Annotated in this window: 14 protein-coding genes and 16 pseudogenes; 17 read left to right on the top strand and 13 right to left on the bottom strand. The window is 72.0% G+C overall.

Features of this window, described 5'->3' with window-relative positions; translation table 11 throughout:
- Positions 1–15: 15 nt before the first annotated feature.
- From FF86_RS45025 to FF86_RS44995, 6 genes and pseudogenes are all read left to right on the top strand, one after another.
- A pseudogene (locus FF86_RS45025) lies at positions 16–923 on the top strand (FAD-dependent oxidoreductase); the annotation flags it as partial.
- Position 924: 1 nt separating this feature from the next.
- Positions 925–1,770 (top strand): FAD-binding protein (locus tag FF86_RS45020; RefSeq protein ID WP_242418483.1); only part of this gene is annotated, 846 nt, incomplete at its 5' end.
- Positions 1,770–2,002, top strand: a pseudogene (locus FF86_RS45015) (2Fe-2S iron-sulfur cluster-binding protein); the annotation flags it as partial. The gene FF86_RS45020 and the pseudogene FF86_RS45015, both read left to right, overlap by 1 nt.
- A 23-nt stretch (positions 2,003–2,025) precedes the next feature.
- A pseudogene (locus tag FF86_RS45005) lies at positions 2,026–2,280 on the top strand (2Fe-2S iron-sulfur cluster-binding protein); the annotation flags it as partial.
- Between the two features lies 1 nt (position 2,281).
- Positions 2,282–2,335 (top strand): annotated as a pseudogene (locus FF86_RS45000) (hypothetical protein); the annotation flags it as partial.
- A 1-nt stretch (position 2,336) separates the two neighbouring features.
- A pseudogene (locus FF86_RS44995) lies at positions 2,337–2,531 on the top strand (succinate dehydrogenase iron-sulfur subunit); the annotation flags it as partial.
- A gap of 735 nt (positions 2,532–3,266) precedes the next feature.
- On the opposite strand, the pseudogene FF86_RS44990 reads toward FF86_RS44995, so the two are convergent.
- The 6 genes and pseudogenes from FF86_RS44990 to FF86_RS10045 form a co-directional block, all read right to left on the bottom strand.
- Positions 3,267–4,263: pseudogene (locus tag FF86_RS44990) on the bottom strand (recombinase RecQ); the annotation flags it as partial.
- A 1-nt stretch (position 4,264) separates the two neighbouring features.
- Positions 4,265–4,465: pseudogene (locus FF86_RS44985) on the bottom strand (hypothetical protein); the annotation flags it as partial.
- Between the two features lies 1 nt (position 4,466).
- On the bottom strand, positions 4,467–5,669 hold a 1,203-nt coding region (locus FF86_RS44980; protein WP_242418502.1), incomplete at its 3' end, for a DEAD/DEAH box helicase.
- Positions 5,670–5,842: 173 nt separating this feature from the next.
- Positions 5,843–6,127 (bottom strand): SCO4848 family membrane protein, encoded by a 285-nt coding sequence (locus FF86_RS10055; protein ID WP_044884260.1) that lies wholly within the window; start codon positions 6,125–6,127, stop codon positions 5,843–5,845.
- Between the two features lie 32 nt (positions 6,128–6,159).
- Entirely contained in the window at positions 6,160–6,387 is a 228-nt protein-coding gene (locus FF86_RS10050) for a type II toxin-antitoxin system HicA family toxin (protein WP_006542954.1), read from the bottom strand.
- The gene (locus FF86_RS10045; RefSeq protein ID WP_236705587.1) at positions 6,384–6,650 is read right to left on the bottom strand and encodes a type II toxin-antitoxin system HicB family antitoxin; all 267 of its coding nucleotides are present in this window, start codon (positions 6,648–6,650) and stop codon (positions 6,384–6,386) included. Before FF86_RS10045 ends, FF86_RS10050 begins: the two co-directional genes overlap by 4 nt.
- Positions 6,651–9,631: 2,981 nt before the next feature.
- On the opposite strand from FF86_RS10045, the pseudogene FF86_RS65760 reads away from it, so the two are divergent.
- The 4 genes and pseudogenes from FF86_RS65760 to FF86_RS44970 form a co-directional block, all read left to right on the top strand.
- A pseudogene (locus tag FF86_RS65760) lies at positions 9,632–11,195 on the top strand (toll/interleukin-1 receptor domain-containing protein); the annotation flags it as partial.
- Positions 11,196–11,203: 8 nt separating this feature from the next.
- Entirely contained in the window at positions 11,204–11,677 is a 474-nt protein-coding gene (locus tag FF86_RS65755) for a hypothetical protein (RefSeq protein WP_396229827.1), read from the top strand.
- Positions 11,678–12,484: 807 nt separating this feature from the next.
- A pseudogene (locus FF86_RS44975) lies at positions 12,485–12,803 on the top strand (hypothetical protein); the annotation flags it as partial.
- A gap of 1 nt (position 12,804) precedes the next feature.
- Positions 12,805–13,105: N-acetyltransferase (locus FF86_RS44970; RefSeq protein ID WP_242418482.1), on the top strand; the 301-nt coding region annotated here is incomplete at its 5' end.
- Here FF86_RS44970 and FF86_RS44965 read toward each other — a convergent pair.
- Positions 13,044–13,510 (bottom strand): annotated as a pseudogene (locus tag FF86_RS44965) (putative zinc-binding metallopeptidase); the annotation flags it as partial. The gene FF86_RS44970 and the pseudogene FF86_RS44965 sit on opposite strands and share 62 nt — an antisense overlap.
- Position 13,511: 1 nt before the next feature.
- On the bottom strand, positions 13,512–14,456 hold a 945-nt coding region (locus FF86_RS10020), incomplete at its 3' end, for a putative zinc-binding metallopeptidase (protein WP_242418481.1).
- Between the two features lie 848 nt (positions 14,457–15,304).
- Here FF86_RS10020 and FF86_RS44960 point away from each other — a divergent pair.
- Together FF86_RS44960 and FF86_RS65750 are read left to right on the top strand one after the other, a co-directional pair.
- Entirely contained in the window at positions 15,305–16,570 is a 1,266-nt protein-coding gene (locus tag FF86_RS44960; RefSeq protein WP_044884253.1) for a DUF1003 domain-containing protein, read from the top strand.
- Between the two features lie 170 nt (positions 16,571–16,740).
- A pseudogene (locus FF86_RS65750) lies at positions 16,741–17,568 on the top strand (D-alanyl-D-alanine carboxypeptidase family protein); the annotation flags it as partial.
- Positions 17,569–18,029: 461 nt separating this feature from the next.
- On the opposite strand, the gene FF86_RS31775 reads toward FF86_RS65750, so the two are convergent.
- From FF86_RS31775 to FF86_RS10000, 4 genes and pseudogenes are all read right to left on the bottom strand, one after another.
- A complete protein-coding gene (locus FF86_RS31775) occupies positions 18,030–19,217 on the bottom strand; it encodes a YihY/virulence factor BrkB family protein (RefSeq protein ID WP_339325596.1) in 1,188 nt (395 codons plus the stop codon).
- Positions 19,218–19,340: 123 nt separating this feature from the next.
- Positions 19,341–19,548: pseudogene (locus tag FF86_RS44955) on the bottom strand (2'-5' RNA ligase family protein); the annotation flags it as partial.
- A gap of 1 nt (position 19,549) precedes the next feature.
- Positions 19,550–19,898, bottom strand: a 349-nt coding sequence (locus FF86_RS44950; protein WP_242418480.1) for a 2'-5' RNA ligase family protein, incomplete at its 3' end; no start/stop codon positions are given.
- Between the two features lie 371 nt (positions 19,899–20,269).
- Positions 20,270–21,063: serine hydrolase (locus tag FF86_RS10000; RefSeq protein WP_242418479.1), on the bottom strand; the 794-nt coding region annotated here is incomplete at its 3' end.
- A 148-nt stretch (positions 21,064–21,211) separates the two neighbouring features.
- Between FF86_RS10000 and FF86_RS09995 the strand changes: the two are divergent.
- Positions 21,212–22,212, top strand: a pseudogene (locus tag FF86_RS09995) (NAD(P)/FAD-dependent oxidoreductase); the annotation flags it as partial.
- Between the two features lies 1 nt (position 22,213).
- Positions 22,214–22,537 (top strand): annotated as a pseudogene (locus tag FF86_RS44945) (geranylgeranyl reductase); the annotation flags it as partial.
- A 91-nt stretch (positions 22,538–22,628) separates the two neighbouring features.
- Here FF86_RS44945 and FF86_RS09990 read toward each other — a convergent pair.
- Positions 22,629–22,934 (bottom strand): DUF3017 domain-containing protein, encoded by a 306-nt coding sequence (locus tag FF86_RS09990; RefSeq protein ID WP_082121748.1) that lies wholly within the window; start codon positions 22,932–22,934, stop codon positions 22,629–22,631.
- Positions 22,935–24,120: 1,186 nt separating this feature from the next.
- On the opposite strand from FF86_RS09990, the pseudogene FF86_RS44940 reads away from it, so the two are divergent.
- The 3 genes and pseudogenes from FF86_RS44940 to FF86_RS09975 form a co-directional block, all read left to right on the top strand.
- Positions 24,121–24,569: pseudogene (locus FF86_RS44940) on the top strand (FHA domain-containing protein); the annotation flags it as partial.
- A 1-nt stretch (position 24,570) separates the two neighbouring features.
- Positions 24,571–24,756, top strand: a pseudogene (locus FF86_RS44935) (forkhead-associated protein); the annotation flags it as partial.
- Between the two features lie 176 nt (positions 24,757–24,932).
- Positions 24,933–25,253 carry a hypothetical protein gene (locus tag FF86_RS09975; protein WP_044884247.1) on the top strand — a complete coding sequence of 107 codons (321 nt, stop codon included), beginning with the start codon at positions 24,933–24,935 and terminating at the stop codon, positions 25,251–25,253.
- Positions 25,254–25,805: the final 552 nt, after the last annotated feature.

Genomic DNA, 25,805 nt, shown 5'->3' with positions numbered 1-25,805 from the left:
TGTAAGGAGGTAGGCGTGCAGCTCCACAGGTACGACGTGGTCATCGTCGGCGCGGGCGGAGCCGGCATGCGCGCCGCCCTCGAGGCGGGGCAGCGCTGCCGGACGGCCGTGCTCACCAAGCTCTACCCGACCCGGTCGCACACCGGCGCGGCCCAGGGCGGCATGTGCGCCGCGCTGGCCAACGTCGAGGAGGACAACTGGGAGTGGCACACCTTCGACACGATCAAGGGCGGTGACTACCTGGTCGACCAGGACGCCGCCGAGATCATGGCGAAGGAGGCCATCGACGCCGTCCTCGACCTGGAGAAGATGGGGCTGCCGTTCAACCGCACCCCGGAGGGTCGCATCGACCAGCGCCGCTTCGGCGGCCACACCCGCGACCACGGCAAGGCGCCGGTCCGCCGGTCCTGCTACGCGGCCGACCGCACCGGCCACATGATCCTTCAGACGCTCTACCAACAGTGCGTCCGACACGACATCGAGTTCTACAACGAGTTCTACGTCCTCGACCTGCTGCTGCAGGATGGCGCGGCGGCCGGCGTGGTCGCCTACGAGCTGAAGACCGGCGAGATTCACGTCTTCCAGGCCAAGTCGGTGGTCTTCGCCACGGGCGGGTTCGGCAAGGTGTTCAAGGTCACGTCGAATGCGCACACACTGACCGGTGACGGCATGGGCCTGGCGTTTCGCCGCGGCATTCCGCTGGAGGACATGGAGTTCTTCCAGTTCCACCCGACGGGCATCTGGAAGATGGGCATCCTGCTCACCGAGGGCGCCCGCGGCGAGGGCGGAATCCTGCGCAACCGCGACGGCGAACGGTTCATGGAGCGCTACGCGCCGACCATCAAGGACCTCGCCCCCCGCGACATGGTGGCCCGGGCCATCTACACCGAGATCCGCGCCGGCCGGGGCTGTGGCCCCGACGCNGACCACGTGTACCTCGACCTCACCCACCTGCCGCCGGAGCAGCTCGACGCGAAGCTGCCGGACATCACCGAGTTCGCCCGCACCTACCTCGGCATCGAACCGTACGACGACCCGATTCCGATCCAGCCGACGGCGCACTACGCGATGGGCGGCATCCCGACGACCATCGACGCGCAGGTCCTCGCGGACAACGACACCGTCGTCCCCGGCCTGTACGCCGCCGGCGAAGTGGCTTGCGTGTCCGTGCACGGCGCGAACCGCCTGGGGACCAACTCGCTGCTCGACATCAACGTGTTCGGCCGGCGGGCGGGCATCGCCGCCGCCGAGTACGCAGGCGCCACCCCGCACCACGTCGACCTGCCGACGAACCCGGCGTCGTTCGTGGACGACATGCTGGGCCGGCTGCGCGCGGGTGCCGGCACCGAGAACGCCGCCGCGATCCGCGCCGAGCTGCAGGAGTCGATGGACGTCAACGCGTCGGTCTACCGCACCGAGGCGACGCTCAAGCAGGCGCTCAGCGACATTGCCGCGCTGAAGATCCGCTACCAGCAGGTCGGCGTGTCCGACCGGGGCCGCCGTTACAACACCGAGCTGTTGGAGGCGGTCGAGCTCGGCTTCCTGCTCGACCTCGCCGAGGTTCTGGTGGTGGGGGCGCTGGCGCGCAACGAGTCCCGCGGCGGCCACTCGCGGGAGGACTACCCGAACCGGGACGACGTCAACTTCCTGCGTCACACGATGGCCTACCGGTCGGGACCGCTGGCCGCCGCCTCGCCGGAGGCGGACATCCGGCTGGACTACAAGCCGGTCGTCGTCACCCGCTACGAGCCGATGGAGCGCAAGTACTGATGACCGTCGTCGACTCCCGGCCCGCCGCGGCCCCGGGTCCGGCCGCGACCGGACCGGCGCCCGTGACCGTCACGCTCAAGATCCGTCGCTTCGATCCGGAGTTCGCCGCGGAGGCACGCTGGGAGAGCTACCAGGTGCCGTTCGATCCCAGCGATCGCCTGCTCGACGCGATCATGTGGGTGAAGTGGAACGTCGACGGCTCGCTGGCGTTGCGCCGCTCCTGCGCCCACGGNGTGTGCGGGTCGGACGCGATGNGGGTGAACGGCGTGAACCGGCTCGCCTGCAAGGTGCTCGTGAAGGACCTCGGGCCCGAGATCACCATCGAACCGATCAAGGGCCTGCCGGTCGAGAAGGACCTGATCGTCGACATGGAACCGTTCTTCGACGCCTTCCGGGCGGTGAAGCCCTACCTGATCACGGATGACCACGAGCCGACCCGGGAACGGCTTCAGTCCCCCGAGGACCGGGCACGCTTCGACGACACCACCAAGTGCATCATGTGCGCGGCCTNCACGACGTCGTGCCCGGTGTTCTGGAACGACGGGGACTACTTCGGGCCGCAGGCNATCGTCGCCGCGCACCGCTTCATCTTCGACAGCCGCGACGCCGGCGCCGACGAGCGGCTGGAGATCCTCAACGAGCGTGAGGGCGTCTGGCGCTGCCGGACCACCTTCAACTGCACGGATGCCTGCCCGCGGGGTATCCAGGTCACCAAGGCGATCCAGGAGGTCAAGCGGGCCCTGCTGTTCCGCCGCCTCTGATCGACCGAGACCGGCGCGCGCGGGAAATCCGCGATCCACCGCCAGATTCCCGGGAGCCTTCACGTTTCCCCGTGTTCTGCCGGAGCTGGCAGGTACGGGTCAGACGGCGCGGCGCGGCATCAGGTCCTGGGCGCGTAGCACCCGGAGCAGATCGTCGGCATCGATCAGGAGTCGCCCTGTCGGCGGGCGGGTCGGCGAGGAATCGGCGTATTCCAGCCGGACGGGCAGGCTGTAGAAGTCGTCGAGGTGGCGGGCGAGCTCATTCAGCCGCCGCTCGGTCTCCCTGTCCCGCAGCCAGTTCCGCTCGCCGACGTCGGTGTCCTGCGCGCCCGCCCGCTCCAGGCGATGGGTCCGGCACAGCCCGTCCGGGTCCTTCCCGATCGCTCGTTTGCCACACCGGTGGGCGACGTAGCCCCGCCCGCCCCCCATCACCATCGCGGTGCAACGGTCGCCTTCCCACATTTTGATCAGTGCCCNCTCTCCGTCTCGTCCGCCCACCGATCGGCCGGTCCCGAAATCCCCGCGAGCCAAGGCTAGGACGAATACCGGGGATGTCCATGGTCAGCCGGCCGATTTCACCTCGATGTCACACCGTTTGCCGGCGTGATGTTCGGTGTGCGCACAGCGTGCCAAACCGGCTGCCGAAACGTCATTGGTGGGAACATTCCCTTTGCGCCGGTCTCCGACCCGATTGCCGCCCCGCGCGATGCTGCCCGCCGGGGGGCCAGGGCGTCGTCAGGTGGTGTCGACGGCGAGTGCGAACGGCAGCACCGCGGGCGCCCCCGCCTTGCGCAGCAGGCGGGCGGCCACCGTCATCGTCCAGCCGGTGACGATCCGGTCGTCGACGAGCAGGATCGGGCCGTCGACCGCGCCGAGCGCGCCGTGCAGGCCCGGCGGGACGGCGAACGCCTCCCACAGACCGGCAAGCCGGTGGGCGCTGTTGTGGACCTGGCCCGCGTGCGGGCCGCCGCCGACCCGGTCCAACTGGCCGAGCAGCGGCAGCCGGCCGATGGCGGCGATGCGTTCGGCGAGGCTGGCCACCAGCCGGGGCCGACTGCGCGAAGGGATCGCGATCACCGCGGCCGGCCGGCGCGTCCAGTCCCAGTGGGCGAGCGTGCCCACGACCGCCTCCACCAGCTCCGCGGGCAACGGGCCGTCGCCCCCGCTGTCGAGCCCGGCCCCGCTGTCGAGCCCGGCATCGCGCCCGGGGCCGCCGGTGGGCCCCGAGTCGGGGCCGGATGCCGGTCCGGCGGCGAACATCGGCCGCAGGCGGTTGCCCCAGCCGATGTCGCCGAGCCGCGCCACCACGCGTCCGGGTTCGGCGCCGGCCGTCGGCGGGATGCGGCCGGACAGGCTGATGCCCAGCCGGTTCATGCCGGTCGGCCACATCCGGCGCGGCTCGATGACCACCCCCGGGCGCATCAGCTCCTCACGGGCCCGCGTGCTGGCCGCCGTCGAGACGGCTGACGGCCACGTGCGGCCGGTGCATCGGTCGCACCGCCCGCAGGGGGCGGCGTGGGGATCGTCGAGCTGGCGGCGCAGGAACTCCATCCGGCAATCGGGGGTGGCGATGTAGTCGAGCATCGCCTGCTGCTCGGCGGCCCGCGCGGCAGCGACCCGCCGGTAGCGCGCCTCGTCGTAGAACCATGGCGCTCCGGTCGCCGTCCAGCCGCCCTTGACCCGGCGGACCGCGCCGTCGGTGTCGAGGACCTTCAGCATCTGGTCGAGTCGGNTGGGGCCGAGGTCGACGGCGGCCAGCAGCGCCTGGGTGGACATCGGCCGGCCGGCGTCGGCGAGCACCCCGAGAACCGCACGGACCACGCGCTCGGGCGGGAAGGAGGTGTCGGTGAAGTAGCGCCAGATGGCGCGGTCCTCCGCCGCCGGCAGGAGAACGACCTCGGCGGTCTCGACGGCCCGGCCGGCCCGGCCGATCTNCTGGTAGTAGGAGATCGGCGACGACGGCGCCCCGACGTGCGCGACGAAGCCCAGATCGGGCTTGTCGAAGCCCATCCCGAGCGCGCTGGTGGCGACGAGCGCCTTGACCCGGTTCGCGAGCAGGTCCTCCTCCGCGGCGATGCGTTCGGCGGCCTCGGTGCCCCCGTGGTAACAGGCGACCGGGTACCCCTCGCCGCGCAGGAAGGCGGTCAGCTCCTCCGCCGCCGCCTTGGTCAGCGTGTAGACGATCCCGGAGCCGGGCAACTCACCCAGCCGTTCGGCGAGCCAACCGAAGCGGTGCTCGGCCCGGGGCAGGTCGACGACGGCGAGCCGCAGGCTCTCGCGGTCGAGCGACCCGCGCAGTACCAGCGTGCCCGGGGTTGTCCCTGGCTCCGACTCCAACCCGGCCCCCGCCCCGGCACCGGCACCGGCACCGGCACCAAGCTGCTCGCTGACGTCCTCGACCACCCGCTGGTTGGCGGTCGCGGTGGTGGCGAGGACCGGGACCTGCGGGCGCAACCCGGCGATCAGGGTCCGCAGCCGACGGTAGTCCGGGCGGAAGTCGTGCCCCCAGTCGGAGATGCAGTGCGCCTCGTCGACCACGAGCAGGCCGGTGGTCGCGGCGAGCTCGGGCAGATAGTCGTCGCGGAACGTCGGGTTGTTCAGCCGTTCCGGCCCGACGAGCAGCACGTCGAGGTCGCCGGCGCGCAACGCCGCGTAGACCTCGTCCCACTCGGTGACATTGCCGGAATGGATCTCACCCGCACGGATCCCCAGCCGGGCGGCGGCCGCCGCCTGGTTGCGGATGAGGGCGAGCAGCGGCGAGACGATCACCGTCGGCCCGGTGCGCCGACCCAGGTCCACCGGACCGAGTCCGGCCTCGCCGCGCAGCAGGGCGGTGGCGAGGAAGTACACCGCCGACTTGCCCCAGCCGGTGCGCTGCACGAGCAGCACCCGACGCCGGTGGGTGACCAACGCGTCGATCGCCTGCCACTGGTCCTCCCGCAGCACCGCGGCCGGCCCGGCCAACGCGCGCAGCAGCTCCTCCGCCCGCGCCCGCAGCGCCCCGCCGCCCGCCGCCGGCGCGGACGCCGCCGCGGGAACCGCCCGGGGTGCGACGGCCACGTCGGCCGGCTGTGGGCCGGTCCCCGCCACGGACCCGTCGGCCACCGGATGTGCCGAGCTCGCTTCGTCTACCGCCATGGACAGGTGTCTACCCGATGCCACCGACAGAACCGGAACAGCCCAGGTCATCCCGGAAGGAGCGGAGGCCCCGTTCCTTCATCACATCAGGCGCTGACCCTGAGCAACGGGTCGGCAGGTCGGCAGGTCGGCGTGATCTCGCCGAAAGTCGTCGCCGGCCGATACCGAAGTACCTACGTCAGGGAAGAATCCGAGCCAACCAGCTGCTTGGGCGGGGCGACGTCTTCGGCGACGCTCGAACGACCGGCGCGGACCGCGCGGATGCCAAGCCACCCGACCGCAGTGCCCACCGCGAGGGAGACGACGGTCAGAACCAGGTGGACGGTGAAGAAGCCGGTCGGGCCGTCGTCCCAGGAACGATCATCCTTCCAGATGTTCCGCAGGAAGTTCGGCCAGATCGCCCACGTCCACACACCCACCGCGATCAGGAACCAGGACGCACGCTTCGACAGAGTCACCCACCCAGCTTGCACCCGGAACCACGCGCAGCTCAGGTGAGCAACGTCCTAAGCTCCTCCGCCTCGATGCCTGCCTGGCGCAGAACAGAGGCGAGAGTTCCTGTCGCCAGCTCCCGGTGAAGCGGGACGATCACGACCCGGGCGTTCTCCTTGTGCCGCAGCTTGCAGTGCGAGCCACGCGTGGCGACCTCCTCGAAGCCGGCACGCCCCAGCGCCTTCACCACCTTCGCCCCGGAGACCCGAGGCAGCGCGGGTGTCACGCCGACAGGCGGATGTCCAGCGGAGCGACGATGGGACCGTCCGCGGCGGTGACGGGGAACGGCTGATCCTCGAAGTACAGCTCCAGCGCCTCACGAAGATTCGCCAGCGACTCCTCGACGCTGGCTCCCTGGCTGGTTACCTCGACCTCCAGGGCCCGCGCCACGTACCAGTCGCCCTCGTGCGTGACGACAGCCGTCAGCCGCGCCGCTCGCTCCATGGAGATCAGCCTAGCCGTCCCCGCCATACCTGGCGAAGCGCTCACCGCCACCTCCTCGACGTGATCGACCAGACCTCCGTCGACCATACGAGCAGAAACGATCTCCAACGACCCGAGTACACACGAGAGACACAAGACCGCTCCCGGCTCCGGGGAGTACCCAGGTCATAACAGAGTCACCCCACCAGCCTTGCACCAGCCGCGAGCGGTGGTCTCCGTGTGGGGGCGCGAGTGCGGACACGTTGATCGCCATAGGGTGGGCGGACAGACAAAACCCCGGGGCTTGCCACCTGAGCGGTAGAGGCCATCCGGGGTCTACACCGCCACTGCGGAAGATCCGGTGCACCGATGTCCAGCCCCCTGCCTCCGCCCGACGCCGCTCGGCTCCGCCGGAGGCTGAGCGCCGAACGCCTCAGCCCCTACGAGCCAGGCATGCGACGGCGACGTCGCCCGCGCAATCGCGTTCTACGGGTGGAACAGTTCGGTCAGCGCCGCCTTCTACGAGGTTCTGGGGCTACTCGAAGTCGTGCTGCGTAACACGCTTCACGACCAGCTCACGGCGTGGCACGCCCGCCAGCATCGCCCCGGAGACTGGTGGGACGCCCCGACCGGGACTCTCGAAGCCCGCGCGCGTCAGGACGTAGCGGATGCCAGGGCCAGGCCCCTACTCATAGCAGCATTCTTTCCAATATTTGCCGTTGCACCAAGAACGACTCTTTGGGTAGCTCGCGGAACTACCTGGCCAGTCCGGTGCAAGTATTTCCATACGCAACAGGCACGCACAGACAAGCCCTGCAGGTCTCCAGTCGCCGGCGAACGATACTACTACCGTGCACATAACCGCGGAATAGTGTACGGCGACGGGCACCGCGTAGACCCCGGACTGCCGCACTGGCTGGCATTACAGCCAACCGTAGACCGACAGAATCGAGGGCGAAGNAGAGTCGAACGACANGATANTCGAGGGGTGGGGTTCATTATGCTCTTTTAAACCAGGGAGACTCTGCTCTTCTACAAGGGATTGACGAAGAGGCCCCGCGACGTTCTGTCGGCCCTACGTACTATCCCTGGAGATTTTCGGCGCCGCTTTCAAGATCTCCGCAGGCTACCGACAGCCGCGCCGCTCGTTCCATGGAGATCAGCCTAGCCACACCAGGCGCACCGCCGCGAGCCGCGCAGCCGATCGAGCAACGGGCGACGGTTCGTGCGTCGGCGGCGGATGCATGGGAGCGCGCCTCCATGGTTCCTCCACAGGGTTCGGCGTCCGATTTATCCCTGCGGAAGAGACGGACGGCGCCGCTACCCTGCACACCGCCTCCCGCGGATGCCCTGGTGTCGCCTGCGAGGCGCCCGGTTCGGCGCAGTGGGATCTTCTTGTCGTCGTCGTTCTCGCCGACCCATCAGGCGTTTGNGGAATGCCAAATTTCGGTCATTTCGCTCTTGCGGTACGCCCAGCGTCCCGGTTCACTGCCGATTTCTCGGTCCGGCCCGCCACGTTCTTCTCGGGCGAGCCCGTCGAACCAGNGCACCGCCCCGCATCGCGGTCGATGTCCGGGCGGTATAGTCCTCTCTGGCGAGTATCGCCATAAAGCAGTGATGATGTGCGTGCCGGGGGCTGCATGACGTCGCGAGAGTTTTTCACACAGCGTTACCGCCGCCTTCTGCTCATCGCGCTCTTTCCTCTGGCGGTGGCCGCATGTTCGGGGTCATCGTCCGGCCCTGCGGGGGCGCCGTCGGCATCCACTCACGTCGCACTGTCAGGGTCGTCAGAACCGGCGGACCATTCGTTGCCTGCGGACACCGTCACGCCGCGTCCGGAGCACCCCACGCCGACCGATGCCTCGCCCTCGGCCGGCTCCGCCTGGTCGCCGCTCGCCACGTCTCCCTCGCCGTCCGATCCCTCGCCGTCCGACTCCCCCTCCCGGTCCCCGCACGTTCCTCGGCAGGACGTCAGCTCACCGGGTCACGGCGGCCCGTGGGGGGCCAGCTCGGCGGGGGCCAGCTCGGTGAGTCACGCTGCGCCGACGCTTGGCCCGACCCGACCGGCGTCCCCCGACGCAGTACAGGCGCGTCCGGCAGCGGATGAGCCTTCCCCGACCGCGACATCGATGCCCGCGGCCGCCCGTGCCCCCTCCCAGGCGGCCGCTGACCAGCCCGTGGGGCAGGCGGTTGCCGGCGACCAGGCAGAACCGGCACGTAGCCGAGCCGAGCCCGCCAGGTCCTCCCCCGATGGCTCCAGCGTCCTCAACGCCCACGATCTTCCGCCCGCAGGAGTGGATCTCAGCCTTGGCGCAGCCATCGGCGGCGATNTTGCCACCTGCCGGGAAATCGCCCAGGAGTACAGCGGGCCGGGCCCGGTCATCCTCATCAATGGGCTGGACCGCAACGGTGCGGGCCTGGGCCTCCTGCGGAATTACCAGTTCTGCCCGGTTGGATTCGGTCCAGGCACGCGCTTGGCCATCACGTTGACCGCGCCCTCCAATGAGGTGGTACAAAGCATCGAGATCTGCATGATCTGCGACGACCCGGCAGCCGCCGGACTGCTGGACGCGCTGCACTGGACACCCTTTCTCGGCACCCCGACCGGCAGGTACACCGTCGCGGCGACCGACGGACGCCAGGTCTGGCAGACCGCGTTCACCCTGCTCCCGGGAGCCACCAGCCCGCTGCTGGTCATCCGCGACTACAACAACGATCTACATCCCGGCGACGAGGCCGTGGTGGAACTCGCCGGTTTCCGGCCGCGCGACCGGGTCGCGATCGACTTCTATTTCGCGGGCGATTCACCTACGAACAGCGAGTACCGGACGAGCGTCGTCCTGCAGACGGATGACCAGGGAAACGCGCGGTACCGACTGGTCACCGATGCGGATGATCCGCGAGGCGGATGGAACTTGCTGTCCCGACCCGCGGGGGGTTTCCCGCAAGAGCCCCCGAGCTACGACATCATGGTCCGTTTCCACCTTGGCTGACCGGCGGCGAGGACGGACGCGGGCCTGGCTTCGGGCGAAGGCCCTCGGCGGGACATGAGGATGGGTACGACACAGCACCGGCCCGCTGAGCCTGCCGGCACGAAGGACGTGGACGTCTTCGTGTCGCACGTGGTGGACGACGCGCCGTGGGCCACGTGGGTCGCGGCCGTCCTGGAGGACTGGGGACTGTCAGCGCGAGTGCTCGCCTGGGACCTGCCTCCCGGCGCCAACTACGTGCTGTGGACGGACGCCCAGATGACGGCCGCCCGGCTCACCATGGTGATCTCCTCCGCGGCCTACTTCGATACTCCGTGGAGTTCGCAGGTGTGGACGGGGGCACTCGTGTCCCGATCGGTGATCCCGCTGCGGGTGGAGGCCTGTCCGCTGCCCGGCGTGCTGGCGACAATCGCCCACGTCGACCTGTTCGACGCGGACGAGACCGAGGCACGACGCCGTGTTCTCGTCGCCGCCGGCGTCGAGGTGGTCGCGCGGGTCGCGACGAGCGGCTTTCCCACGGATCGGACGACCGCCGGGATCGATACCACGAAGTTCCCGGGCGCCCCGCCGCCGGCCGAGGTCGGGTCGTCGACTGCCGAGGTCGGGGCATCGCCCACCGACGCTCCGCCGGTATCGGCGGACGCGCCCACCAGCCGTTCGCCCGGCGCTGACGCCGCCCGGTCACGACGGTGGCTGCCGCGGGCCGGCCTGGCCCTGCTGACTACGCGGGCGCTCATCGTGACCGTCGGCGTCGCGATTGTCGTCGCCGGTGCCGTCGCGGGCCTGCTGATGATCCGGGGCAACTCCGACGGGCTGCCGTCCGCCCGGATGGTCGGCGATCTCCGGGTCGCCGTCACCGCGTTCGACGAGGTCGACGATGCCGGCAAGCGCCATCCGTCGGCATCGACGACCGACGCGGCGACGCTGGTCGCGGACCAGATGGTGCGCAGTCTCCAGCCCGTCCAGCAGTCACTCGCCGTCCAGGTCTGGGGTCCGTCGAAGATCGGACGGGCGCCCTCCGGCCGCGGTGACCAGGCCGGTTGGGCGGATCAGGTAGTCCGCAGGAGCAACGCGAACATCGTGGTGCGGGGCGTCCTGCGGGCGGCCGGGGCCGACCGCGTCGTGTTCACTCCGGAGTTCTTCATCGACCGGAGCCTCGTCCCCGGAGCCGAGGAACTGGCCGGCTACTACCAGTTCGGCGCGCCAGTGACGGCTCCCGCGGGACTGGCCGACAATCCGGTCTTCCAGCGCGAGGTGCGCACCGTTCTCGCCGCCCGCGCCGGTGCGCTGGCCTGGTTCGTCCTCGGCGTCGGGCACTACGCGCTGGGCCACTTCGACGATGCCACCGCCGATCTGCAGAAGGCCGCGGACTCACCCGGCTGGCAGGATTCCGACGGCAAGGAGATCCTTTATCTGTTTCTTGGCAACACCGCCAGCAAGACGGGTCGATACGGCGCTGCGATCGAATGGTTCGACCAGGCGATCCGCATCAATCCGCTGTTCGGCCGTGCCCACACCGGTTACGCCGAGGCCCGCTTTCTGCTGTCCCGCGGACACTGCACGACCGACACGGTGAAGGTCGACGATCTGCGCCAGTCGATCGGCGTCTACCAGCAGGCGGNCGGCGAGGTGGCCCCACCGTACGAAAGACTTCTGAAAAGCAAGATCGACCTTGGCCTCGGTCGGGTCTATGCGTGCCTGAGTCAGGCGGCCGTGAGCGCGGACTGGGACGCGGCCCGGCACCATTTCCATCTCGCCATCGAGGAAGGAACGGGGGATCCCGCCGGCCGGACCGTGCAGTCGGAGGCGTGGGCGGGCCTCGGACTCGTCGAGCTTCCACCGCGGGGTGTAGCCGATCCGGCGGCCTACCAGCGGGCCGTCGACGCCTACCGCAACGCCGTCGCCCTCGCGGACGGCTCGACGCGCAGCGCCCAACTGCTGACGCTGCTCGGCCACGTCCAGTACACCAGCGGTGACCGCACGGGTGCGCAGAAGTCGTTCGAACAGGCCGCGAAACTGGATCCGACCAACCGTGCCCGTTACCTGGCCGAACTCGCGAACCTGTCGAGCCCTACCCCGTCAGCGCCGGCGCCGCAGGCCTGACGCCACGTGTGCCCGACCGGCGAGCGGCCCGCCGACGGGCCCCCGGCCGGGCGGCCAGGTGTTCGAGGGCTCAGGTGCGTAGCTGCTGGCGGAGGCCGGCGAAGGTGTGGATGACCTCGCCCAGCGTGGTGTCGGGTGGGTAGGCCGAGGGCTGGACNGCGGCGGCGGAACCGTCGCCGGCCGGACCGAACCGGATGGCCCACAACATCGTCTCCGCGACCGGCAGGAGGGCGACGACGGCGTCGTTGTCGTCCTCCATCTGGGCGGTCAGCCAGCCGATCCGGTCGGACTGAAGGGCGCAGACGAAGGTGACCTCGCCCGCGCCGCTGACGGGATTGGAGCGCAACTGCGCCCGCTGGCTCGCGACGCCGAGGGCGGCACCGAGCCGCTCGGCGACCCGCTCGCGTTCGTAAAGCGAGGCGTCCTGCGCCAGCCGGACGATGACACCGTGCAGCTCACGCTCGCAGTGGATCTGGGGCTCGATCACGGCGTCCTCGCCGAAGTACCAGGCGAGGACCTCGGGCAGCACGGCCCGCAGGTCCGCCGCGGCCGGCTGCACCATGGCGAGCCCCGGGTACTGCGGGGACCAGGCCGACCACGAGGGGCCGTCCTGGCGCACGATGAGTGTGACGGGCCTACCCACGATGGATCATCTCCAGCGAACTCCTCCGCCGTCCCGCCGCTTTGATCAGTATCCGCGCTCGCGGGGGCGCCTGGGAGCCGTTTGAGCTAAAGGTCGTGCCGATTACGCCCAACACGGCTCTTTCCCCGCGCAACAATCACGCCGGCGGACACGCCGATCGCGGGATGTCGGGACGATCCGGCCGGCGCCGATCGTGCGCGAGACACCGCACGACACGAGACACCGCCACGACAGAGGAGTCGAACACCGTGACGGACGGCAGCCATGGTCGTCATATCCGGCCGGATGAGGGGCCGTTGCTGCGCCGGCTGCGGCTGGCCGCGCTCGCCGACTCGCCCGCCGCCTTCTGGCAGACCCTCGAGGCGGCGCGGGCGCAGCCGGCGGCCGAATGGGCGCGGCGTGCCGGCGCCGGGGCGGACTCCCCGACGGAGCTGGTGGCGATCGTGGAACGGGCCGCCGAGGCGGTCGGCATGGTGCAGGGGTNCACCCCGACCGGCCGGCCCTGGTTACGTGAGCTGGGTGCCATGTGGGTCGCACCCGCGGCCCGGGGGACCGGCGCCGCGGACGTCCTGCTGGCGACCGCGGTGACCTGGGCCGCCCGGGCCGGCGCCGAGGCGGTGAAGCTGTGGGTCGCTCCCGCGAACCTGCCGGCGCGACGGCTGTATATCCGCAACGGCTTCGTTGTCCTCGGCGGTCCGCGACCGGTCACGGACGATCCGGCGGTCAAGACGTTCGTCCCGATGCTGCGGCCGCTCCACCCTCCTCGGGCCGGGCGGCGGCGATGACGTCGTGGACGAAGGAGAGCTTCGCCTGGACCGCGGGCGTCAGGACGAACGGATAGAGGTCGTCGCGCCCCATGCTGCGGTTGATCGCGTTGAGGGCGTAGGTCAGCGGCAGCCACTGGGCGATGATCTCGGCAAGCTCCGGCGAGCTCCGGTCGAGCCCGTCCGTGCCTGGCCGCGGCAGGTCGGCGGGCTCGGCGGCGAGGCTGCGCGGCGCGACCCCGAACGAGTCGAGATCCGGGCCGGCCACCCGCAGACCGAACTCGGCGGCGGTTCGCAACGTGTCGCGGATGTGCAGGTAGTGGGCGAAGGTCTCGGCCCAGTCCTCCCACGGGTGCATCGTGGCGTAGGCGCTGACATGGGTCTCGCGCCAGTTCGGCGGGGGACCGTCGGCGTAGTGCCGGTCGANGGCGGCGGAGTAGTCGAGGCCCGCGTCGCCGAACAGGTCCCGGAACCGGGCGGCGCGCCCGGGATCGGCGTCGACCAGCGAGGACCAGTAGTAGTGACCGGTCTCGTGCCGGAAGTGCCCGAGCAGCGTGCGGTAGGGCTCCCCGAGCTGGGTTCGGACCGTCTCGCGATGGGCGTCGTCGGATTCGGCCAGGTCCAGCGTGATGACGCCGTCGCTGTGCCCGGTCACCACCTTCTGCTCGGTGCTGCTCAGCAGGTCGAACGCGAGCCCGGTCGCCGGGTCGTCGGCATGGGAGACGACGGGCAGGCCGAGTTCGAGCAGTTGGGCCACGAGCCGGCGCTTGGCCGCCTCCGCCCGTTCGAACTGCTCCTTGCCCACCGGATCCGTGTCCGCCGGCCGCGTCCGCGTCAGCCGGCAGCAGACGCACAGCCCACCGGGCGAGGCGGGGTCCGCCGGGGGCGCGGATCCGCCCACGGCGGGGCGTCCGGCAGCAGCCTCGGCGGCCCTGGCGGCCTCGGCCAGCCGGTTCACGGGCGCCGGCACGGCGATGAGCCAGTTGCAGCCGGCCAGCCGCGCGTTGGCGCAGCGCCGGTAGCGGCGCCGACGCGACGCCGGAACGGCCTCGAGAAGATCTCGGGCGATCGGGTCCGTCCCGGCACCGGCGCGCGGTGCCGCGAAGGGCTGCGGGACCGCCGGGCCATCCGTCGCCGGCCCGGCGCCGAGCCCGGCCCCCACCTCCGCGACCGGTGGCAGCTCGAAGAACTCTGTCGCAGGTTCGTGGACGTCGTCACGGTCCGCGGCGCCTGCCGCCGGCGGCGAGTCGGGCACCAGCGTGAGAACCCGGCCACGGTCCGGCTCGAAACCGAGCGGCGCCCCACATCGCAGGCAGGCGGTGTTCTCGAAGAAGACGAGCTGCCCGCACCGAGCGCATCCGTTGACCTTCACCGGGTTCCCCTCGTCGCACGGCGCCGGCCCGCGGGCGGCAACGGGACAAAGTCCCCGGATCCGCGGTGTACCGGCGCCAATTGGCCACGGCATACCCCGCCGCACCCGCCGCACGCACCACATTTCCCGCCGCGCGCCCAGCCCGCACGGACCCGGGATCCACCGCCGACATCACGAGGTCCGGGGCGGGCACCGCACCGCCTCACCCCGAATGACCCCACCGCCGGTAACCGTCCAGAAACCCGATGGAGATTCGGCATCCCGGACCGGGTCGACCGGGCGCCGCAGGTGATGCCTTCGCGACGGACGTCACGGATACCCCGGTAGGTCCGGTCACGGATCGGGCAGTTATCCTTGACAAGCCCCCGAAAAATCCTCCACGGAGGACCAACGCGAGGAGGTGGCCGCTGTGAGTCCTGGCGGGTGCTCCAGTAACGGCCGCTTCCTGCTAGTGGACGCCAGCCGGCGTTGAGCTCCGGCCGGAGCGCCCCGCGCGCCCGGCCCGCGTCCACGAACCCGGGGTTGACGACTCCCGGGGCACTGCTCGGAAGTCGGCCGAGGTCCGGCCCCGGCCCCCACTCGGGGCGCCGCATGGTCGACCGCCGCTTCTTCGGCCCGGGGTGACGTTCACCTGTCCCGCCGCGGCCTGGCCGGCGCGTCTGCGCGCCGGTGCCGACTTCCGGATCCGTGTGGCCCTCGGCCACGGGATCTGATCGGGCAGTGCACGAGCAGGTGCGGTCGATTGATGTCGTGTCGACCTGAGGCCGCCGTGGCGACAGCGCGTGCGGCCTGCTCGAGGAGCGCGCGCGAACCGGCGCTGGNCGCCTGCGCGCGGGTGGGGAGCTTCCATGACCATCTCAGCAACGCGAACGACGGACCGTCGAGGTCTGGGCACCGATCGTCTCGATCTGCCGGTCTCCGGCCGGGTCGCGCTACTTCCCCGGGTGGATCGGGAGACGGTCAGCCGCTTCGCGGAGACCATCGCCCGTTTCCTGGGCACCGGGCGTTATCTCGCGATCCAGACGGGCATCGTCATCGTCTGGATCGCCCTGAACATCGCGGTGCCGCTGCTGCGCTGGGATCCCTACCCGTTCATCCTGCTGAACCTGGCCTTCTCGACCCAGGCGGCCTATGCGGCACCGCTCATCCTGCTCGCCCAGAACCGTCAGGACGACCGCGACCGGGCCTCCCTCACCGAGGACCGGGCCGTCGCCGGCCGCATGCGCGAGGACACGGAGTTCCTGACCCGCGAGGTCGCGGCCCTGCGGCTCGCTCAGAGCGAGGCGGCGACGCGCCAGTACGTCCGGGGGGAGCTGGCTGGCCAGCTCGAAGCACTGCGCGGAGATCTCGAAAGCCTGCTCCGGGAGGCCGTCGAGCTCCCCCGTCAGCCCCAGGCCGCCCGGCGATCCGGCGAGACCGCCCAGCCCGGCGCGATCACCCAGCCGGGTACGTCGGCTCATTCCGGCGCGGACGACCGTGAGTCGACCGGTTCGGCCGCCTCACCGCCCGCGGCCCGCGACAGCGGTGCGGATTCCGCCGAGGATGCCGACGGGCCCGCCCTCGCCCGCCCCAGGGCGCCGAAGCGCCCCAAGGGTGCCAAGCGCGCCCGAGCCGCAAAGATCGCGTTGACGAACACGCCCGTCGACGCCCCGACGGGCAGCGGCTCCCCGACCGAAGGATCGCCGGCAGACACGGCGAGCCGCGACGGCGCGAGCGAGATCTCCCCGTCACCCGTCGGAGTCAGCCAGGCCGGGCACGCCGGTGGTATCTCCCGGACCGATGAGACCGATGAGACCGAACCGGTCGACGCCGGCCCCGGGTCGACGCCGGCGCACCTCGTCGCGAACGCGGTCGACGGTTTCCGCCCCGCCGCCGCGGGGATCGCGGGCGCGCCGGTGGCGGCCGATCCGGTTGCGGCCGACCCGATGGCAGCCGACGCAGCCAGGGCGGACACGGACGCCGGCGGCTCCGCCACCCACCGGGCGGGCCGGGCGGTGCCCAGTCGCGGACATCATCGTTCCCCGCTGCACGCTGGATCGGCCCGCCGATCGGCGGAACGCCCGAAATCGGGCGATTCACCCACGGTGAACGCCACTTCGCGACACGTCTCGTGACCGCCCGCGCGGGAGCGGCCCGAGCCAGTAGCGTTCTGTAGGTGCGTGCCGGCCGGTCGTGTCGCTCCCGTCCAACCCTGCAAGCCGGTTCAACTCTGCCAGCCGGTTCAAGCCTGCCAGCCGGTTCAAGCCTGCCAGCCCGCCGCGCCCTGATCCTCACCCTCACGACCATGGGCCTGCTGTTCGCCCCTGTGGCGTGGCTTGCCCCGACCCTTGCCGCCGCCGCAGCCGCGACGCCGACGGCTCCCGGGGCGGGGGGTCAGGCCATCGGCGGTGCTCAGGCCGGAACCGGAGGCCATACGGAAGCGGGCGGCCAGGCGGGCGTCGGCGCCCCGGCGGATCCGACGGTCACCCCCGAGCCGGCGCCCGAGGGCACCCCCGCCCCGCCCGCACCGGCGGGGCTGACCGCGCAGGCCTGGCTGGTCGCGGACGCCGGCAGCGGCGCCGTCCTCGCCGCCTCCCGCCCGCACGCGACGGATCTGCCGGCCAGCACCATGAAGATCCTCACCGCGCTGACCGTGCTTCCCGGCCTGCCACCGGACCGGGTCATCACCGTCGACGAGAACGCCCCCCGGGTGGACGGCACCAAGGTCGGTCTGGTGCCCGGCGTCGGGTACACCGTCCGGGATCTGGCAACGGCGATGATGATCTCCAGCGGGAACGACGCGGCGGTGACCCTCGTCGAGGCCGCCGGCGGCACCGCGGCGGTCCTGGCCCGGATGAACGCGCTGGCCAGGTCTCTGGGCGCGCGCGAGACCGTCGCCGGCGATCCGACCGGGCTGGACAGTCCGGGGCAGGTCACCAGCGTCTACGACCTCGCCGTGCTCGGCCGCGCCGCGCTCAACGACCCGAGCGTGCGGGGGTATCTCACCATCCCGCGGGCGTCCCTCGCCGGGCGCGGCGACCAGCGCTTCGAGATCCAGAACCACAACTCGCTGCTCCGCACCTACGACGGCGCCGTCGGGGTGAAGAACGGTTACACGGTGGCGGCCGGCGCGACGTTCGTCGGGGCCGCCACCCGCGGCGGTCGGACACTCATCGTCGCGTTGCTGCGCGCGGCCCCCGCCTACGGCACCGACGCCCGCGCCCTGCTCGACTGGGGATTCGCGCACGCCGGACAGGTGACGCCGGTCGGCTACCTGCCGAACCCCGCGGCGTCCGTGGCCGGCGACGCGACCCGGCCCGCGGCCGCCGCGCAGGCGGTCGCGCGGCCCGCGGCGGCGCCTGTCCACCGAGCGGACCACTCGGGCGGTCTCGTCGGCGACATCGGCCCGATGACCTGGATCGCGCTCACGCTCACGGCGGGCGCCTGCGTCGTGACGGCCCTCACCCGACGCGCGGCCCGCGGGCGTCGGCGGCACCGCGGGCCCGGCCCGCCGGTGGTGGGCACCTCGTCGGCTGTTCCACCGACCGGCGCCGCGCATCGGCTCGGCGCGCGGCCACGCCGAGCCGTGCCCCCTCAGCCAGAACCGCCGGAGGTCTCCGACGGGTGGCGTCGGCGCAGCAATGCGCGCAGCCTGGCGGCCAGCGTCGCGCCCGAGCCGGTGGTCACGGACCCGACGGAGGAGTACGGCGTCGTGGAGCTCGGCTCCGACCGGTTCGACGGCGACGGGTTCGACCCGGGCGGGTCCGGCGGGGCAGTGCCCCGGGCGGACGGAGAGTCGGCCCCGTGGGGCTCGGCGGGCCGCGAGGCGTCCCGGTTCGGCGACCCGTTCGGCCGGTAAGCCTCGGGGGGCACGGCCGTCCCCGAGGGGTACACGTCCGAGGCGTAGGGCGCGGTCACCGTCCAGGCGGCGACGAACAGCGTCCAGCGCATCACGATGTTGATCCAGATGAGCAGCCCGACGATGACCGCGAACGTGCCGTAGACCGGGTTGCCCGTGGTCTTGCCGATCAGCCAGGTCCCCGCGACCTTGAGGATCTCCAGCCCGACCGCGCCGAGGACTGCGCCGCGCACCGACCGGCTCCGGTCGGTCTGCCCGGGCAACCGCCAGAACAGGTAGAGGAACACCGCGGTGTCGATCGCGAGGGCGACGAGCAGGGCCAGGATGCCGGTGACCCACGCGGCGGCCGTGCTGCCGGACAGCCCGATCCAGTCCAGAAACGTCCCGGTTGCCGAGGTCGACAGGCTGGTGACCACGAGTGAGGCCAGCAGTGTCAGCCCCAGGCCGGCGAGGACGGTGATGTCCCGCAGCCGCCGCATGATGATGTTGCCGGCGTCGATGTCCTGGTGCCAGACCAACCGCAGGGCGTCGCGTAGCGCGTCGATCCAGGCGAGACCGGCGAGCAGCAACCCGAGCAGACCGATGATGCCGACACCGACCTTGGCGTTGCCGATCGACGTGACGTCGAGTCTGTCCGCCAACCCCGGCAGGTAGTCGTTGATCTGCCTGGTCAGGCTGTCCTGCACGTCGGGGTAGGCGTCGACCACGAACCCCGTGACCGCGAAGGCGAGCGCGACGATCGGAAAGAACGACAGGAAGGCGAAGTACGTCGCCGACGCCGCCAGCCGGTCCCCGCCGTCGGCCGTGTAGCGGGAGTACGCCCGAATGATGTGGTCAAGAAACGGACGTTTCGCCCTTACCGCCCCGGCGGTGTCGGAAACCGTGCCGACGCCGGCTCGAACCGCCTCACGAGGTTTTGTCACACCCGTCGATGTCCCCCCGACGACGCCTGGTCATTCTTGTGAACCGAGGCCGGCGCGTCGTCCTCCGTCGCCATTCGGTTCGGACTCGTCCCCCTGCTGACCGAACNGGTAGAAGCGTAGTTNCCGCCAGCGGAGGTCGGCCCCTCTTTCGTAGAGTCCGAACCCCCGCACCTCGAACTGTGCCTGATAGTCGGCCAGCGCCTCGTAGGCGCGGTCGAGGCCGTCCTCGGCGATGTCGTGAGCCACGGTGACATGCGGGTGGTAGGCGAAGTTCAGCGGCCGGTCCAGCGGGCCGGACCGCACCGCCGCCGCCAGCGTCGCGCAGCGGGCCNCACCGGCGACGAGAGCGACGAAGACAACGGGCGACAGTGGACGAAAGGTCCCCGAGCCCTGCAGACGAATCGTGAACGGAGCGTTCGGCGGGGCGATATGCGCGAGATGACGTTCTATCGCCGGCAGGTCGGCCAGTCTGACCGTCGTCGGCCCCAGCAGGGTGACATGCGGAACGATGAGAGCGGCATTGGGATCCCCGAGCCGCTCCCGCCAGTCCTGGAGCTCGGTCCGGTAGGGCTCCGGAATGCCGATCGCGACGCCGATGTCGGCCAGGTCCACCGCGTCGACCGGACGGGCCGGATCCGCCGCGCGCACGACGGCGCCTGGTTCGAGTGACCTTTCAGTCATGCGCGACCGGCACCGTGGCACGCGNGGCGCCCGCGGCATCCTAGCCGAAGATCGTAACTCTCGGTACTCACGGGCGCGCCATCACCGGGTCGGTGACCGGCCGTCGGGGTCGGTGTCGCCGAGGAAAGCATGCCGACATCATGGCCCACGGACCCCGCCTGTCTCCCGCGGACCAGAAGACCGCGACCCGCTCACCCGCAGATCCGGCCAAAACAGCGACAACCCGCCATATGGACAGGGACGATCGTGGGAGGATTCCGACAAGGGCAACCGGCGGACGCCGCCCGCCCGTCGCACCGCGGTCCGGTCACGCCGAGGGATTCACCATCTGGGGGCGGGCCTGCGCCAGCACGTCATCCGACAGGGGTGGNCACACCCGGCGCGCCCAGTCCCCGAAGTCTCGATCACACAACGTGACGCAGGCGAGCCGGGCGACCGGATCCACCCACAGGAACGTTCCGGCCTGGCCGAAATGGCCGAAGGTCGTCGGGGCGTTCGTGCGGCCGGTCCAGTGCGGGTTCTTGCTCCCGCGGATCTCGTAGCCCAGCCCCCAGTCGTTCGGGTCCTGGCGGCCAAAGCCAGGCAGGACGCCGGCCAGCCCCGGGAAGGCGACCGAGGTCGCGGCGGCCGACGTCGCGGCCGACAGGAGGGTGGGGGCGAGCAGCTCGGCGGCGAAGCTGCGCAGATCGGCCAGGGTCGCCGTCACCCCGGCGGCCGCCGAGCCGGTGAGGCTGGCCCGCCGCATCCCCAGCGGCTCGAACACGGCCTCGGCGAGGTAGTCGGCGAAGGCGATCCCCGTCGCCCGGGTTACCACCTCGGCCAGCCGGTCGAAGCCGGCATTGGAGTAGATCCGGCGGGTGCCCGGCGCGGCGAGGACCTTGTCGCCCTCGAACGCCAGCCCGGAGGCATGGGCGAGCAGGTGCGCCACGGTGGACGACTCGGGGCCGGCCGGGTCGGCCAGCCCGATCGCGCCCTCCTCCACGGCGATGAGCACCGCATAGGCGCTGAGCAACTTCGACACCGAGGCAAGCCGGAACGGATGATCGTCCGGCCCCGTCCGGCCGAGCTCTCGGACCGTCCCGGCGTCGGGAGCGTCGTCGAGGCCGAGGACCGTGACCGCCACCGTCCTGACCGGCCACTGCGAAACCTGAACCAGTGCGTCCACGCCACGCACTGTACGAACTCCTCCGCCGGGCCGTGGTCCCCGCCGGACCCGGACGGACCCGGACGACCCGGACCGGACGACGAACGGCCACGGCAGGCACCGGGGGCGCTGGCGCACCGTCCCATGGTCGGCTGCGAGACTGGCGGGCGTGCAGACCCCGTCCTCAGCGCCCACCCCGTCCGGCCCACGTCCGATCCCGGCGGGACCAGCGAAGGACATCGACACCATCACGACGGCGACCCCGATCGTGCGCGTCGACGAGTCGGCGGATCTGCCCGACCGCACGATCGACGTGCTCATCGTCGGTGGCGGTCCGGCCGGCTGCGCGGCGGCGCTGGCGGCGCTGCGGGAACGCCCCGAGGCCAGCGTCGTCATCGCGGACGCCGCCGCGTTCCCCCGGGACAAGACGTGCGGCGACGGCATCGCCCCGCACGGCCTGGACGTGCTGCGCGACCTCGGCGTCACCGACGCCGTCGCCGGCTACCAGCCGGTCGACCGGATGCGGCTGCGCACGCCGGGGGGCGCCGAGGTGGCCACCCCGTCGGCTCGGGCCAGCTACGTGGTCCCCCGGGAGGTCTTCGACGCCCGTCTCGTGGCCGCGGCCCGTGCCCGCGGCGCCCACCTGGTGCGACGCCGGGTGCGGACCCTGGAGTTCGCCGACCGGCCGCGGCCCGACGGGCGGGGGCGCGAACCGGTCGTCGTCGTCAACGGCGCGCTGACGGCCCGGGTCGTCATCGGCGCGGACGGCGCGAACTCGGTTGTGCGACGCGGGCTGAACCTGGCGGCGAACCCGCCGGAAGCCATGGCGATCGCGGTGCGGGCGTATGCCGACCTCCCCGCCGACGAGCGTCCGCCCGAGCAGTTCATCCACATGACCGACGACGGCTGGCCGGCCTACGCGTGGTCGTTCCCGATCGGCGACGGCCGGGCGAACATCGGCTACGGCATGCTGCGCTCCCGCCTGACCGGCGGCGACGACGGGACGAGCGCGAAGACGGTCCTGCACCGCACCCTGGCCCGGATGCTGCCACAGACGCCGGCGGACCCGACCACGCTGCGGGCCCACCACCTGCCGCTGTCGACCCATCGGCCGCGCCAGCCCAACGGTCCGGTTCTCCTCGCCGGCGACGCCGCCTCGCTGATCAATCCNCTGACCGGAGAGGGCATCTACTACGCCCTGCTGTCCGGCTCCCTGGCCGGGCAGGCGGCGGTCGGGGCGGCGAACCCCGCCGGCGCCGGACGGCGATACCGACGCTCGCTCGACGCTGAGCTCGGTCGGCACCTGCGGCACACCGCGCTGCTCGCCGGGCTCGTCGGCCGGCGCCGCACGATGATGGACGCCGCGGTGCGGGCCGCCCGCACCCGCACCGAGCTCTACGACACCCTCGTCGAGATCGGGCTCGGCCGGGGCACGATCCCGGCCAGTTCCCTCACCCGGCTCGCCGTTCGACGCACCATGTCCGGACGGCGCTGACCGCAGCCGGCCCCACCCGGACCAGCCCCACCCGGACCGGCCCGACGCCGTCCGCGCCACCGCGGGACCGCCTTCCAGGCGGGGGAGGACGTCAAGGTCCCAGGTAGGGCACCGCGGAGGTAAGCATGATCACCGATGCCCCGAGCAGCGCCAGGATCACGGTGTCGAACGCCCGCCCGCGCACGGCGAGCAGGCCGACCCGCCGCGTGGGCAGCGCAAGGCGGGCGAGTCCCGCCAGGGCCAGCACAGCCCCGACCACCAGCATTCCGCGGCGCCACCGGTCCTGGTAGACGAGCGTCAATCCGACCGCAACGCCAACCAGCACCGACGCGAACACCATCTCGCGCCGCAGCCAGCCGACGATGCCGGACCGGCCGGCTCCGGTCGCGCCGGCCACCGCAGGTGCGGTGGGCCCAGCAGTCGAACCGGGCTCCCCGAGTGCATCCGGCCCCAGGGGTGCACCGGGCCCAGCGAGAGCACCGGACCCCGCGAGGGCATCAGGCTCGACCGAAAAACCAGGCCCAGCGTGGGCATCAGGCCTCGAGGCCACGGGTGCCACGAGCGGTCCACGGTCCGCGGAGGCGTCGGGTGGCCAGGCAGATGCGGGCAGCTCCGTCGGATCCGGCCCGGCTGCTCCCGCCGCACGCCGGGCGGACGGTCGCCGGTCCACAGCAGGACCCCGCGCCCCGAGTCTCGGACGGGTATCGACCTCACGGGCCGCCCTGCGTTGCTCCCCGCCGCGGCGCGGCCCGCCGCGCGCGACACGAGTGGACGCAGGGTCGGCCGGCGGCACCGGCGGCACCGGCGGCACCGGCGGCACGGGTCGGTCGTCCCGGCGGCGCGGCTCGCGGTGGCGGTCAGCGTCGCCGCGGCTGCGATCGTCGGGGTACCACGGCTGCGGCCGGACGCGCGCCGATCGGTGCCCCGACACCGCACCCTGCCGACCGGGTCCCGCGCCGCCCCGCGCATCCCCCCGGCCCCCCTCCACGGGCCAGCCCCCCTCCACGGGCCAGCCCGCATCGCCGGGCCAATCCGCATCGCCGGGCAAGCGGGCGCCGACGGGACGGCTCCGAGCGTCGTACGGGCCATCGGCCCCGGCCGGATCCTGCTCGGGCCAGTGCGGCCGGGCGGTCACGTCATGCTCGCCCTGGCCGGCGTCGGGCCGGGGCAGGTCCTCGGGCCGGGGCGGGTCGGGCCGGCGTGGCGCGTCGGTCACCCCCACCTCCGGCGCCGGTCAGCTTCGTTTTCGGACGGGCCTGCCGTGCTGATCGTGGCGATGCGCCGCCGTCACCGGCGGTCCCACCGCGACAGGACGGTGCAGAGCACTCATCCAACCAGCACGACGGATCCTCAGGACACACGGTAGGCCGTGCCCCGGCCATCCACCCGCCACCCGCCGGATCTGAAGCGTCCAGATCGTCCAAAAGTCGCGTGTTACTGACCCCCAACCGGGGATCACTGGCCAAAGGATTGCCCCAGCGCCCCGGAGCCGGTCACCTGTGGTCGTGCGGGAGCCGGCGCGAGGGACGGGCGCGGGCAGGTCAGGGACGAGCGTGGATCGATGGAAGCGAGGTTGGACAGAAGTGGACGGGCCGAGTCTGCGGATCGAGATCACCGGCGAGGTCTTTTCTCTGCGCACCGAGGTCACGACGGTGGGGCGGGGGCCGGGCGTCGACGTGCCGCTCGCCGATTCCAGCGTCTCCCGGCTGCACGCCGAAATCGTGCGGCGGGGCCCGTATCTCTACGTCTGGGATCAGGGGCTGTCCCGCAACGGCACCCGGGTCAACGGTCAGCCCGTAGGCCGGCGGATCCTCCGCGACGGCGATGTCATCCGGTTCGGTGCGGCGGGCGTGCGCTTCCAGGATCGGCGTCCGCTGATCGAGTTCACCATCGAGGCGGGCAGCGGGGCGACGGCCCGGGACCGGACCGCCGAACTGCGCGTCCCCGACCCGCCCGATCTCACCCGCCGGGAATGGGACGTACTGCGCGCCCTGTCCCGCCCGGCCGGCGCGCCGGGTGCCTTCGTCATCCCNTCGTCGACTCGCGAGGTGGCCGAGGATCTCGTCGTCACCGAGGGAGCGGTCAAGCAACACCTGCTGCGGCTCTACCGCAAGTTCGACATCGCGCCGGGACCCAACCGGCGGGGACGGTTGGCGAACGAGGTGATGCGCCTCGGGATCGTTCGCCTGGACGTGGCGGAGCCGATGCAGCACTCCTGAGTTCCCCGAGCAGCAGGCGCCGGGGAGGCGGCCCTTATATCACATGCGGGTATGCAAGCAGGTCATCACCCCATTCGGCCACATCGGGAACACAATGCTCAACACCCCCACCTGTGGGCGTCCCACGCGCTTAGGGCAGACTTCCGGCCGCGGTGCCCACTTGGAGGGAGTTCGACGTGGCAGACGAATCGCCTCACAGCAAGAAGCTTCAGGAACTGATGTTCAGAGCCTGGGAAACCTTCGGTGACGCCCGGCACCTGGACAGCGACGACAGGGTGTTCGTCCAGGCGCTGGCGCGGCAGACGGCCGATCGGATCTCGGTGCTGTACGGCGCGAGCTGGCGCGACGCCCTGGACTGGGTCGCGCAGCGCTACGTGCCCAACGGTGACCAGCCGGGCGGGACGGCGGCGGCGAGCGCGCCGACGGCCACCACGGCGAACGGCAGCGCGAGCGGCCGGCGGGGCTCCGCCGCCGCGGAGGCGAACGCCGCGTCCTGAAGCGGTGGCACCGGGCGGCGCGACGCGCCGCTGGGCGGCGCCACCGACGAGTCATCCCGGGGCCCATCGGCGCCGGGATCTGATCCACGGCCGCCTGGTGCGCGGGTCCCCTCGGGGAGCGGGTGGTCCGCCGAGCACGGCACGGCGGCGGTCGCGTCCTCGAACCCGGCCGACGGCCGGCCAGGGCCGGACCCGCCGGGATCGCCTCACCCGACGGGCTCATTGCCTCCGCCGGCCGGACCGGACCCACCCGAGGCCGCGGACCCGGCGGTGGAGCGCGCCGGGCCGTCCCCGCACGGTGCTCCAGCCGCGCCCGAGCCGGCGCGCGCGGGTCCGGACGCCGCCCGACGCCCGGACCCGTCGTCCGGCGCGCCGGAGGGGCCGGACGGGCCGGGGCCGCCGCCGGATCCCCCACCCGAACGGCCCGCCGACGCCCACGAACCACGGCCGGCGTCGGCGCCGAACGCGCCGGCTCCCCAGCCCCCGGGTCAAGCGGTCATCGAACCGGAGCATCCGCGGCCGGCGCCACCGGCGCGGTGGGCCCCCCGGCGG

Origin of the sequence: Frankia sp. CpI1-P, from assembly GCF_001421075.1 — a bacterium.
Classification (GTDB): domain Bacteria; phylum Actinomycetota; class Actinomycetes; order Frankiales; family Frankiaceae; genus Frankia; species Frankia torreyi.
This window is presented reverse-complemented; position numbering and strand designations above follow the sequence as displayed.